General features: G+C 73.8%; 9 protein-coding genes. All 9 read left to right on the plus strand.

Annotated elements, in window-relative coordinates; translation table 11 throughout:
- The first annotated feature begins 33 nt into the window (after positions 1–33).
- Genes ACWD0F_RS16675 through cysD form a run of 9 tightly spaced genes read left to right on the plus strand, consistent with a single transcriptional unit; the run spans position 34 to position 13,100 of the window.
- Positions 34–1,224 carry a glycosyltransferase gene (locus ACWD0F_RS16675; protein WP_449876197.1) on the plus strand — a complete coding sequence of 397 codons (1,191 nt, stop codon included), beginning with the start codon at positions 34–36 and terminating at the stop codon, positions 1,222–1,224.
- A 1-nt stretch (position 1,225) separates the two neighbouring features.
- Positions 1,226–1,936 (plus strand): HAD family hydrolase, encoded by a 711-nt coding sequence (locus ACWD0F_RS16680; protein WP_449876199.1) that lies wholly within the window; start codon positions 1,226–1,228, stop codon positions 1,934–1,936.
- 9 nt (positions 1,937–1,945) lie between these two features.
- Positions 1,946–3,853 (plus strand): class II aldolase/adducin family protein, encoded by a 1,908-nt coding sequence (locus ACWD0F_RS16685; RefSeq protein ID WP_449876201.1) that lies wholly within the window; start codon positions 1,946–1,948, stop codon positions 3,851–3,853.
- Positions 3,850–6,942 (plus strand): DUF4915 domain-containing protein, encoded by a 3,093-nt coding sequence (locus ACWD0F_RS16690; RefSeq protein WP_449876203.1) that lies wholly within the window; start codon positions 3,850–3,852, stop codon positions 6,940–6,942. Before ACWD0F_RS16685 ends, ACWD0F_RS16690 begins: the two co-directional genes overlap by 4 nt.
- Positions 6,935–8,359, plus strand: a complete 1,425-nt coding sequence (locus ACWD0F_RS16695; RefSeq protein WP_449876205.1) for a glycosyltransferase — start codon at positions 6,935–6,937, stop codon at positions 8,357–8,359. The genes ACWD0F_RS16690 and ACWD0F_RS16695 overlap by 8 nt, the downstream gene beginning before the upstream one ends.
- Before the next feature lie 29 nt (positions 8,360–8,388).
- Positions 8,389–9,333: an aldo/keto reductase gene (locus ACWD0F_RS16700; protein WP_449876207.1), complete on the plus strand. Its 945-nt coding sequence runs from the start codon at positions 8,389–8,391 to the stop codon at positions 9,331–9,333.
- Positions 9,334–9,346: 13 nt separating this feature from the next.
- On the plus strand, positions 9,347–10,918 hold the full coding sequence (locus ACWD0F_RS16705; protein WP_449876209.1) for an alpha-amylase family glycosyl hydrolase: 1,572 nt from the start codon (positions 9,347–9,349) through the stop codon (positions 10,916–10,918).
- On the plus strand, positions 10,915–12,168 hold the full coding sequence (locus tag ACWD0F_RS16710; protein ID WP_449876211.1) for an FAD-binding protein: 1,254 nt from the start codon (positions 10,915–10,917) through the stop codon (positions 12,166–12,168). Before ACWD0F_RS16705 ends, ACWD0F_RS16710 begins: the two co-directional genes overlap by 4 nt.
- Before the next feature lie 20 nt (positions 12,169–12,188).
- Positions 12,189–13,100: a sulfate adenylyltransferase subunit CysD gene (gene cysD, locus ACWD0F_RS16715; RefSeq protein ID WP_449876213.1), complete on the plus strand. Its 912-nt coding sequence runs from the start codon at positions 12,189–12,191 to the stop codon at positions 13,098–13,100.

Genomic DNA, 13,100 nt, shown 5'->3' on the forward strand with positions numbered 1-13,100 from the left:
GCCCGGGGAATTCTCGCGACAAGGAGTACTGCGATGTCCGTCCTGACGCCCGCGCATCCCGCCGTACTGGCGACCGCCGTGGCCGACTCCCTCGTGATCGCGTCCGACCTGGGCGCGCGCCGCGCGGGCCTGCTCTATTGGGAGCTGGCGCAGCCGTGGACCACGGCCGTGGTCAAAGCGGTCCAAGACGGCGACGAGCCCATCCGCTCCCTGGGCCAGAGCCTCATCGACGACCCCGGTGACAGCGGCGCCCATGTCGCGCTGACGTCGGCGCTGCTCCGGCTGGATCCCTCTTCGACACGCGCGCTGTTCGACCTGGCCTGGGCCGCGGAGTGCAACGCGCGGGTCGGGTACCACCTCGGCCGGGCCCATGCCCGCCACGAGCCTCCCGTGGACGTGGAGGACCTGGCCGGCCGGCTCTCGGACGGCGCGCTGCGGGACGGCTCGCGGGCGGAGGCGCTCATCGTCATCCCGTTCAGGGACCGCGACACCGGCGGGGCGCGGCTGCGCAACCTGCTCGCCTGCCTGCTCGCTCTTCGAGACCAGTCGTTCCCGCGCCAGGCGTACCAGGTCGTGGTCGTGGAGTCGGACGACGAGCCCCGCTGGCGGGAGGTCATCGAGCCCTTCGCCGACCACTATCTGTTCGCCCGGAACCCGGGACTGTTCAACAAGTCCTGGGCGGTGAACGCGGGCGTCGTGAACAGCCCCGGCGCCGCCGAGTTGATCTGCGTCCTGGACGCCGACGTCCTCGCCGACCGGGATTTCGTCACCCGGAACGTGGCCCGCTTCCAGCGGCCGGGGACGGCCGGCCATCTGACGTACCGGGACATGTTCTGCCTCGATGAGAGCTCCACGTCGTGGGCGATCCGGGAGCGGATCGAGCGGCGGGCGGCCGATGCCGATCCCGATCACCTCCGTGGCTTCCTCCTGCGGCGTCCGCCCGGCTGCTGCCTCTGGGTGCGCCGGGCGCCGTTCGAGCGCATCGGGGGCATGGACGAGCGGTACGAGGGCTGGGGCGGCGAGGATCACGACTTCGTCTACCGCTTCGACATCGCCGCTCCCTTCGACAGCTACGACGACCGGCTCCTGCACCTGACCCATCCCCCGGCGTCCGTCCTGCGCGACGACGGCGAGCTGATCAACGCCCACATCCCGCCGCTGAGCTGGAAGCCCGTGGAGCCCATCGGACGACTGGACCGGTTCGCCCCGGCCGAAGGAGCGTGACATGTACGAGGCCGTGCTGTTCGACATGGACGGTGTCATCGCCGACACCGAGCAGTCGGTGACGGAGTTCTGGCAGCGGCTGGCCGGCGATCACCGCCACCCGCTGAGCGCCGAGGATCTGGAGCGGCACGTGTACGGCCATCGCGCCGACCACACGCTGCGCGTGTTGTTCCCGGAGATCCCGGCGAGCCGGCACGGCGAGGTCTACCAGCGGCTGCGGCAGAACCAGGAGAGCCTCGTCTACGCCGCGGTCCCCGGTGTGCTGCCCCTGCTCGACGGGCTCGGGCGGGCGGGGGTGCCGCTGGCCCTGGTGACGGGCGCGCAGGACTGGAAGGCCGTGGAGGTGCTCGGCCAGCTCGGCCTGAGCGGCGCCTTCGACGTGGTGATCTGCGCCGACGACGTGGCGCGCGGCAAGCCGGACCCGGCCGGGTATCTGCTCGCCGCCGAGCGCCTGGACGCCGGCATCGGCCGCTGCCTCGTCTTCGAGGACGCCGTCAGCGGGGTGACGTCCGCGGTCACCGCCGGCGCCGTCTGCGTGGCGCTGGCCTCGCCGCGGCGCGCCGCGCAGGTGCGGGAGGCGGGCGCGGCGGCCGTCGTGCCGGACTTCCTGCACAGCGCGTTCGACGCCCGTGCCCGCGTGCTGCGGGTGGCCGCGCGGACCGAGTTCCCCTTCTCACCTCTGCGTGAGAGCAGCCTGATCAAGGCCCAGTGAGGGATGGACATGGACGAACTGTTCACACCGCCGACGGATCGGTGGGACGCGGGCACCGCCCGGCGCCTGAGCGGCAGGGACGAGGTCCTCTACCGCTCCCGCCTGGTCGGATCGGACCCGTCGCTGACCAAGGAGGGCGGCGGCAACTTCTCGGCCAAGGGCGTCGCCGCGGACCGCCGCGGCCGCACCACCTCCGTGTTGTACATGAGCGCCTGGGGCTGCGACGGCGCCACCACCACGCCGGACGACTTCCCGGCGCTCCGCCTGGACGACCTGCTCGCGCTGCGGGACTCCGGCCCGCTGACCGAGACCGAGATGATCGGCCACCTGATCGACAGCGGCCTGTCGGGCGAGCAGCGCCGTCCGGGCATCGAGACGCTGACCCACGCGTTCATCCCGGCCCGCCACGTCGACCACTGCCATCCGGACGCGGTGATCGCGCTCACCTCCTTCCCCGGCGGCCGGCAGGCGGCCGAGGACGAGTTCGGCGAGGAGGCCGTCTGGTTCGACTACCGGCAGTTCGACGCCGGCGTGGCCCGTGAGCTGGCCGGGCGGATCGCCGCCCGGCCGGGTTGCCGTTTCGTGCTGCTGGCCAATCACGGGCTGTTCACCTGGTCGGACAGCAGCGAGCAGTGTTATCGCAACTCGCTGGAGGCGGTCGAGCGGGCGACGCGGGCGGTGCGGAAGGCGATCTGGCGGCCGGCTGATCTCGGTGGTCCCGCCGTGAGCCCGCTGCCGCCCGAGGCCGCCGACGGCCTGCTCGCCGAGCTGCTCCCGGCGATCCGCGGCGCCCTGTCGTACGGCACCGCCTCGAACGGCACTCCGTCAGACGGCACTCTTTCCGATGGCACTCCGGCGGACGGTTCTCTTTCCGATGGCGCTCCGGCGGGCGATGCTCCGGCGGGCGGCGGCCGTGCGGTCGTGCTGCACCTGGACCGTAGTGGCGACGCCGTGTCCTTCGCGTCCTCCGAGCGCGGCCCCCAGTGGACGCAGGCGGGGCCGAGCTGTCCCGACCACCTGGTCACCGTGGGGTATCGGCCGCTGGTCCTCGACCGCGTACCGGCCGGCCCCGCCGAGGTGCTCGCCGCCATCCAGGACCACCGCGACCGGTACGACGCCTACTACGAGCGGCACATGCCCGAGCCCGCCCGCGCGCTGGGCAAGCGTGGCAACGCACCGCGGGCGATCGTGCTGCCCGGCCTCGGCACGGTGACCTGCGGCCCGGACGCCGCCAAGGCCCGGTTGTACGCCGATCACCTGGCCCAGACCATGACCGTCGTCAGGGCGGCCGACGCGGCCGGCGGCTACCGGACGCTGACCGAGGCCCAGGGCGCCGCCGACGAGTACTGGCCGCTCATGCGCCTCAAACCGCAACTCCGGGCGGAAGAGGGGCCGCTGGCGGGCGCGGTGTTCCTGATCACCGCGGCCGGCGCGCACGCGGACGCCGTCGCCGAACGCCTCGCCGCGGCGGGCGCGCACGTCGCCCTGGCCGCCCCGCCCGAGCGGCGCGAGGCGGCCACGGCCACTGCCGCCACCATCACCGGCCGGCACGGCGAGCGCCGCGCCGTGCCGGTCATTCTCGGCACCGCCGAAAGCGCCGTTCACGAGACCCTGCTCACCTACGGCGGCGTCGACGCCGTCATCGACGACAGCCCGGACGCCGGCCTGGCGCGCGCCGCCCTGCCCGTTTTCGCCCGGCAGGGCCGCCCCGGCACGCTCTTGCTCACCCGCGCCAAGCCGGCGTCCGGCGAGCAGCGGCACGGCCACGGCCTGGACAGCGCTGACGCTTCCTGCCACATCATCGTGGCCGCGGACGCCGACGCCGTGGCCAGGGCGGCGATCTTCCTCGCCGGCTCGGGCGGCACGTCATGGCGGAGCACGACGCTGACCGCGACTTCCACGAGGGGGAACCCATGACCACCACAAAGCTGACCGGCCTGGAGGGGCTGCTCCCCGACGGCCACCACCTGCTGGTCTCCTGCTTCGACGCGCACCACACGATCGGCGGCGGCCTGTTCGCGATCGGCGGCGCGGTCGAGGAGATCGACCGCGTGTCGAGCACCGGCCTGTACGCGGCCGGCGGCCTGCTGTACCGGTGCCTGTGGAGCGCCGAGGGCAGCCCGGCCGAGCTGGTCGCCTACGACCCGACCGGCGTACGGCGCTATCACCGGCTCGACGACGTCTCCACCCCGCACGACATCCTCGTGGTGGACGGCGACGTGCTGGTGGTGGCCACCACCCAGAACGAGGTGCAGCGGGTGGCGCCCGACGGCGAGGTGGTGTGGCGCTGGCGGGCCCCCGGCGAGGTGGACAGCTGGCACCTCAACAGCCTGGCCGTGGCCGGCGATCGGATCCTGGTGTGCGGTTTCGGCCCGTTCCTGCGCCGGCGCGGCTGGGACGAGAGCGGCAAACCGGCCACGGGGCAGGTGGTCGACCTGGCGACGGGCGAGCCCGTGCTGCAGGGCCTGCGCGCCCCGCACAACCCGCACTACAGCGACGGGACCTGGCTCGTCTGCGATTCCGCCGCCGGAGACCTGGTGCGGATCTCCGGCGAGACCCGGCGGGAGATCGGGCGGCTCGGCCTGCCCGGCTGGCCACGCGGCCTGGCCGTGACCGACGACTACCTGTTCGTCGGGGTCAGCCCGCACCGCTACCTCACCGACTCGGTCGAGACGGCGGCCCTGGCGGTGGTGGACCGCCGGGAGTGGCGGGTGACCGGGCTGGTGGACCTGCCCGCCCGCGAGGTGTACGCGCTGGCGCTGGTGCCCTCGTCGCTGGCCGGTGGAGCCAGGCGAGGGTTCGACGTCAACCACACCAGGGCGCACGAGCAGGGCCAGCGGCAGATGTTCGAGCGGCTGGGCCGCAAGCCGGGCAGGCTGTGGGCGATCGGCGACCGGCTGCCCGATGAGGACTGCCGGGCGGAGATCACCCTCGCCGGGCCGGTCGAGGGGCAGGCCGAGACGGGCAGCCTGATGACCGTTCCCTGCCGGATCGGCAACACCGGCGCGGGACTGCTCACGCCGGCGCCGCCGTACCCGGTCAGAGTGCTGCACCGCTGGTACGACGCGGACGGGCGGGAGCTGGCCGTGCGGCCGATCGCGGCGGCGCTGCCGCGCTCGTTGCCGCCGGGAGGCATCGTCAACGTGCCGGTCAGGGCGCGTGCACCAGGCGAACCGGGCGACTACCGGCTGCGGATCACGCTCACTCAGGACGGCGGCGTGCCGTTCGACGAGCTGGACCCGTCGGCGGGCGCGGACGTGCCCGTGCGGGTGGTCGCCGATGGGCCGGCCGCCGAAGCGCTGGCCGCCTTCGGCCTGCGCCCGGAGGAGGTACGGGCCGCGCGGACGGCGGGCAGCACCGTGCACGACATGATCCGCGCGCTGCTGACCCGGCCGGGGGGCGGTGTCAACGGGCTCAGTGTGGGGCTGGTCGAGGACGCCGGGCGTCCGGCGTTCGTCAAGACGCTGGCCACGGTGCTGAACGCCGCGGAGCCGGCCCTGGAACACGCCGTCGCCCAGGCCGTGCCCGCGTCCGGCGACGTGCTGCTGACCGGCGCGGAGGCCATCGCACTGGCGCTGCACCGCGCCGGCGCCGGCATCGCCTTCGCAGGCGCCGGCATCGCCCGCCCGCCTGGCGGCCCCCCTGTCCCGAACGGCGACACCTCCCTCCCGAACGGCGACACCTCCCTCCCGGATGGCGACACCTCCCTCCCGGATAGCGGCACCGCCGGTGCGGGTGCTGCTGCTGTGGGTGAGGCGATGGCGCGGCTGGGGCGGTTCGTCGGCGCGGGCGGAGACCGCGAGGCCCTGGTTCAGGCGGGCGGCGCGTGCCTGCTGCGGCCGGGCAACGGCGTGGCCGTCCTGGCAGGTGCCCGCGGTCTGGCGGGCGTGCTCGGCGCGCTCGCCGATCTCCGGCGTGACGGGATCGGCACGATCGTTGTGGTCGGGCGGCCCGCCATCGGGTCTCCGACGTCGCCACAGGACGGCGAGCCCGATCTGCTTCCGGTCTCCGGCGCCTTCGCCAAGTCCTGGCACGAGCTGAAGGGTGTGCCGGGCGACGCCGAAGGCCGCCGCGCGGCCGTGGACGCCCTGATCGCCGTGTTGCAGCAGGCGTTGGACGACAGCAGGCGCCCGCCTTACGGGCCGGTGATCGTCGCCGTCCCGCAGGACGTGGCGGAGGCCGCGTGGGTGCCGCTGACCGCGCTGTCGGCCCTGAACCGGCCGATGAATGCCGCGCCTCACAGCTCCAGCGACCCCGTCCCAGAGACCAGCGCCTCAGAGACCAGCGCCTCCGGGATCGCGCGGGCGATCGGTCAGGTGGCCGGGCGGGCGGCTCGGCAGGTGGTGGTGGTGGACGATGGCCGGCTGCTCGGCGGCGCGCTCCCCGAGGAGGACGGCGGGCCGAAGGTGCGCGTCGCGAGCGGTCTCACCAGCGGCGGCGTGGCCCTGGCCACCGGCCTGGCCCTGGGCGAGCCGTCCGTCAAGGTGTTGTGCGCCGTGGGCGGCGAGGAATGGGGCTTTCTCGTGCAGGGGCTGGTCGCCGCCGTGCGGGAGGCGGCGCCGGTGACGTTCGTGGCCTGCCACGGCGGCGTGCCGTCGCGACGCCCGGCCGGTTCCCCCGGCGACCAGGGCCCAGGTGACGCCCTGGGGTACACCGAGGTCGCCGGCGCGCTGGGGGTGCGGAGCCGGCGCGTGGACCTGGGCGACCGGCTGGACCGCGACCACGTGGCGGCGCAACTGGAGACGTTCGCCGCCACACTGCGGACCATGGCCGCCCACCCCGGGCCGGCCCTCGTCGAGCTGGTCCTGCCCTCCGGCCCCGAACCGCCGGACGGGGACCGAGCCGGCCAGGAGCCCGAGCAGGACCGGACCGGCCAGGAGCCCGAGCGGGACCGGACCGGCCAGGAGCCCGAGCGGGACCGGACCGGCCAGGAGTCCGAGCGGCCAGCGACCGTACCGGATCGCTCCGGGCAGGAGCCGATGACGGTGGGGCTGAGAGATGCGTGAGGTCCCCTTGGGTCAGGCCCCGCTGGGGCCCTACCAGGACGTCCTCGGCGAGGAGCGGATGGAGCGGCTCCGCCGGGCCGTCGGCCGGATGGCGGGGCTGCTGGCCGGCCGTACCGTCTGGAACGTCAACTCCACCTCGGCCGGCGGCGGCGTCGCCGAGCTGCTGCACGTGCTCGGCCCGCTGTCCCGCGCGATGGGCTTGGACGTGCGGTGGCTGGTGCTCGACGGCGACGCGGGGTTCCACGTCGTCGCCAAGCGACTGGTCTCCCGCCTGTACGGCGCCGCCGGCGACGGCGGCCCGCTCGGTCCCGCCGAGCTGCTCCGCTACCGCCGGTCGATCGCCGGCGAGGCCGGCCGGCTGGCCGCGCTCGTCCAGCCGGGCGACGTCGTGATTGTGCACGACCCGCAGCCCGCCGGCCTGATCGAGACGGCCCGCCGGCGCGGCGCGACCGTGGTGTGGCGCTGTCACATCGGCAACGACCGGCCCAATGAACACACCGGCGAGGGCGGCCGGTTCGTGCGCGAGTTCGTGGCCCACGCCGACGCCAGCGTGTTCTCCACACCGGGGCACGTGCCCGGCTGGGCGCCGCTGCCGCGGATCATCCCGCCCTCGATCGACCCCTGCGGGCCGAAGAACGTGGAGCTCGCCGGCGACGTGGTGCTCGCCGTGCTCGGCGCCGCCGGGATCATCGCCGGCGGCGGCGACCACGGCGACCGCGCGCCCGTCACCGTGCGGGTCCCGATCGGTCCCGCCGTGCGGGTGCACCGGCCGGCGACCGTGCTGCGCGAGGGCCCGCCCCCGCCGGCGGAGCTGCCGATGGTGGTGCAGGTGTCGCGCTGGGACCGGCTCAAGGACATGACAGGCGTGCTGGCGGCGTTCACCGCCTCAGGCGTGGACGGCTACCTGACGCTGGCCGGCGCGGATCCGGCCGGCGTGGCCGACGATCCCGGGGCGATCGAGGTGTACGAGGAGTGCCGGCGCGCCTGGGAGGCGCTGCCGGACCGGGACCGCCGCCGCTGCCAGCTCGTCTGCCTGCCCATGGACGATCTGCGCGAGAACGCCGTCATGGTCAACGCGCTGCAGCGGCACGCGCGCGTGGTCGTGCAGAAGAGCCTGGCCGAAGGCTTCGGTCTCACCGCGACCGAAGCCATGTGGAAGTCCAGACCGCTGCTGGCCGGCGCGGTCGGCGGCCTGCGCGACCAGGTGCGCAACGGCGAGAGCGGCCTGCTGCTGGCCGACCCGTACGACCTCGCCACCGCCGCCGCGCACCTGCGGCGCCTGCTCCACGACCCCCCGTTCGCGCGCAGGCTGGGCGAAGGCGCGCACCTCCGGGTACGCGAGCGTTACCTGCCGGACCGGCAGTTGCTCGACTGGACACGGCTGATGGAGTGCCTGACGACGACGAGGGCGGCGTGATGCGTAGATTGGGAAGCGAAGGACCGCTGGTGTCCGCACTCGGCCTGGGCTGCATGGGCATGTCGCAGTTCTACGGCGCGTGGGACGACGACGAGTCGATCCGTACCATCCACCGCGCCCTGGATCTCGGCGTGAACCTGCTCGACACCGCCGACATGTACGGCCCCTACACCAACGAGGAGCTGATCGGCCGGGCCGTGCGGCGCCGCCGCGACGAGGTGGTGATCGCCACCAAGTTCGGCAACGTCAAGGGCCCCGACGGCCGGGTGATCGGCGTCAACGGCCGGCCCGAGTACGTGCGCGCCAGTTGCGAGGGCTCGCTGAAGCGGCTGGGCGTGGACGTCATCGACCTCTACTGCCAGCACCGCGTCGACCCGTCGGTCCCGATCGAGGACACCTGGGGCGCCCTGGCGGAGCTGGTGGGTCAGGGCAAGGTGCGGCATCTGGCGATCTCCGAGGCGGCTCCCGAGACGGTCAGGCGGGCCCACGCCGTGCATCCCGTGGCCGCCGTGCAGACCGAGTACTCGCTGGTCAGCCGTGATCCCGAGCAGGAGCTGCTGGCGACGCTGCGCTCGCTCGGCATCGGGTTCATCGCCTACGCGCCGCTGGGCCGGGGCTTGCTGACCGGCAGGATCGCGGCGACGGACGACTTGTCCGGTGACGACTTCCGCCGTACGCTGCCCCGTTTCCAGCCGGGCAACCTCGCCCGCAACACCGAGGTGGTGGCGCGGATCGCGCGGCTCGCCCGGGCGCGCGCCGTCACCTCCGCGCAGCTCGCGCTGGCCTGGGTGCTCGCCCAGGGCGACGACGTCGTCGCCATCCCCGGCGCCAAGAACCGGTCCCGGCTGGAGGAGAACGCCGCCGCCGCGGACCTGGAGCTCTCCGCGGAAGAACGGGACCTGCTGGCGGAGATCGCCCCGCCCGGCTGCGCAGCCGGGGACCGCTATCCGGACATGTCCGGAGTGAACAGATGAGCGGGAGAACGAGATGACCCAAGAGCAATGGTGGCGCGAAGCCGTCCTGTACCAGGTGTACGTGCGCAGCTTCGCCGACAGCGGCGGGGACGGGGTCGGCGACCTGCCAGGGGTGACCGGCAGGCTCGATCACCTGCGGGAGCTGGGCGTCGACGCCGTCTGGTTGTCGCCGTTCTACCCCTCCCCGCTGGCCGACTTCGGTTACGACATCAGCGACCACGAGGCGGTGGACCCGGTCCTCGGCACGCTCGGCGACTTCGACGAGCTGCTCGCCGGCGCGCACGAGCGGGGCATCCGGGTGGTGGTCGACCTGGTCATGAACCACACCTCGGCCGAGCACCCCTGGTTCGCCGCGTCCCGCTCCAGCCGGTCCGATCCCCGGCGGGACTGGTACATCTGGGCCGATCCCGGCGAGTCCGGCGGGCCGCCGAACAACTGGCTCAGCTCGTTCGAGCGGTGCGGGCCCGCGTGGACGTACGACGAGCGGACCGGCCAGTGCTACCTGCACAGCTTCACGCCCGGCCAGCCCGATCTGAACTGGCGCAACCCGGAGGTGCGCGCCGCGATGGGCAAGGTGTGGCGGTTCTGGCTGGACCGGGGGGTCGACGGGTTCCGGGTGGACGTGGCGCACCGGCTGGTCAAGGACGCCGGGCTGCGCGACAACCCGGCCGAGCTCGCACACGCCAGGCGGCACGTCCCCCATCCCGAGGTGCGGATGCGCAACCTGGATCTGCCCGAGACGCTCGACGTGCTGCGCGAGCTGCGCGGCACGCTCGACGCCTACGGCGGCCGGCTCGCCCTGGGCGAGGTGCCCATCAGCGACGACCGGCGGCTGGCCGCCTACTTCGGCGGCGACGGCATGCACACCGTCTTCCACACCGCCTTCTGGGAGGAGCCGTGGCGGGCCGCCGCCTTCCGCGAGCGGGTGGACGGGCTGGCCGAGCTGGCCGCGGGCGGCGCGCTGCCGACGTACGCGCTGGCCACGCACGACATCTCCCGCGCCGCCAGCCGCTTCGGTCCCGGCCCACGGCTGCGGGTGGCGGCGATGATGCTGCTCACCCTGCGCGGCCTGCCGTGCGTCTACTACGGCGAGGAGATCGGCATGGCCGACGCCCCTCCGCCGCAGGCGCTGGACATCGACGGCCGAGACGGCCAGCGCGCCCCCATGCGGTGGGAGGCGGGCGGCCGCGGCTTCACCGAGGGCACGCCCTGGCTGCCTTTCGCGCCCGGCCGGCCGAACGTCGACGTCGCCGCCCAGCGGCACGATCCGGGCTCGCTGTTGAGCCTGTACCGGCGGCTCATCTCCTTGCGCCGCGCCTCGCCCGCGCTGAGGAGGGGCGGCTACCGGTCACTGGAGACCGGCGAGGACGTCTTCGCCTACCTGCGCACCGCGCCGGAGGAGCGGCTGCTCGTCGCGCTGAACTTCACGCCGCGACCGGTCTCGGTGGTCCTGCCGGAACTGCCCGCCACGGGCCGGGTCGAGGCCGCCACCGGTGCCAGGGAGACCGGCTCGGCGGCGGACCTGCGCCCGCTGTCCCTGGGCCCCGACGAGGGCGTGATCATCAGGATCGAGGGCCCGGCATGACCACCAACTGGGCGGGCAACGTCACCTACCGGGCAGAGCGGATCCACCGGCCGGCCACCCTCGCCGAGTTGCGGGCGCTGGTGGCCCGCAACGGCAACCTCCGCGCGCTCGGCACCCGGCACTCCTTCAACGACCTGGCCGACTCCCCCGGCGCGCTGGTGTCCCTGACGGGCCTGCCCGCGTCCGTGGAGGTGGACACGGCCGGGGCCACCGCCAAGGTGGCCGCGGGAGTGCGTTACGCCGAGCTGACCCGGCACCTGGACGAGCGCGGATTCGCGCTGCCGAACCTGGCCTCGCTCCCGCACATCTCCGTCGCCGGCGCCTGCGCGACCGCCACCCACGGCTCAGGCGTGCGCACCGGCTGCCTGGCCACCTCCGTGTCCGCCCTCGAACTGGTCACCGCCGACGGCGACCTGGCCCGCGTGACCCGCGGCGACGAGCACTTCGACGGCATGGTCGTCGCGCTGGGCGCGCTCGGCGTGGTGACGAGCCTGACCCTCGATCTGGTGCCCGCCTTCGAGCTGCGCCAGCAGGTGTACGAGGACCTGCCGCTCGACGCGCTGGACGAGCACTTCGACGAGCTGGTGTCCAGCGCCTACAGCGTGTGCCTGTTCACCGACTGGCGCGCGCCCCGGCTGACCCGGGTCTGGATCAACGAGCGGCTGGACGAGCCGGCCTGCGAGGTGGTCAAGCGACCCTGGTTCACCGCCCTGGCCGCCGCCGGGCCACGCCATCCCGTGGCCTCGATGTCCGCCGTGAGCTGCACCGAGCAACTCGGTGTGCCCGGCCGGTGGCACGAGCGGCTGCCGCACTTCAGGCCCGGCGCCGAGCCGAGCAGCGCCGGGGACGAGCTGCACTCGGAGTACATGGTCGCCGCCCGCGAAGCGGTCCCCGCGCTGCGGGCCCTCGATCGGGTCCGCGACCGCATCCACCCGGTGCTGCAGATCTGCGAGGTACGCACGATCGCCGCGGACCGGCTGTGGATGAGCCCCTTCTACGGCGAGGACTCGGTGAGCATCCACTTCACCTGGATCGCCGACACCGAGGCCGTGCTGCCCGTGGTGCGGTCGGTCGAGGAGCGGCTGGCGCCCTTCGGGGCCAGGCCGCACTGGGGCAAGATCTTCGCCATTGCGCCGGCGGCGCTGCGGTCGCGCTTCCCCCGCCTGCCCGACTTCGCCGATCTCGTGCGGGCGTACGACCCCGCCGGCAAGTTCGGCAACCCCTTCCTGGACCGCCACCTTCACCTGTGACCCGATGACGGGAGCCGACCTTGCCTACGACCCATCTCCTCTCGCAGCTCGACGCGCTGGAGGCCGAGTCGATCCAGATCATCCGTGAGATCGCGGCCGAGTTCGAGCGGCCCGTCCTGCTGTTCTCCGGCGGCAAGGACAGCGTGGTCCTGCTGCGGCTGGCGGCGAAGGCGGCGCGCCCGGCGCCGATCCCGTTCCCGGTGCTGCACGTGGACACGGGGCACAACTTCCCGGAGGTGATCGAGTTCCGCGACCGGACGGTGGCCGAGCTGGGCGTCCGGCTGATCGTCGCCTCGGTGCAGAAGTCGATCGACCGGGGCCGGGCGGCCGAGGAGCCCGGCAGGCCGGGCTCGCGTAACCGCCTGCAGAGCGTCACGCTGCTGGACGCGATCGAGGAGCACGGCTTCGAGGCGGCGTTCGGCGGCGCGCGCCGCGACGAGGAGAAGGCCCGCGCCAAGGAGCGGGTGGTGTCCTTCCGCGACGAGTTCGGCCAGTGGGATCCCAAGAACCAGCGGCCCGAGTTGTGGAACCTGTTCAACACCCGGGTCCGGCGGGGCGAGCACGTACGGGTCTTCCCGCTGTCGAACTGGACCGAGCTGGACGTGTGGAACTACCTGCGCAGGGAGTCCCTGGACCTGCCACCGATCTACTTCGCCCACCGGCGCCGGGTGTTCGAGCGGGACGGGCTGCTGTTCGACGACAACCCGTACGCGCACCGGCAGGACGACGAGCCCGCCCGCACGGCGACGGTCCGTTTCCGCACCGTCGGCGACGCCTCCTGCACCGGCGCGATCGAGTCGGTCGCCGCCACGGTGGACGAGGTGATCGAGGAGATCAAGGTGACCCGGATCACCGAGCGGGGTCAGGCGCGGGCGGATGACCGCACCGGGGAGACCGCGATGGAGGACCGCAAGAAGGAAGGCTACTTCTAG

The sequence above is a fragment of the Nonomuraea sp. NPDC002799 genome, assembly GCF_053592075.1.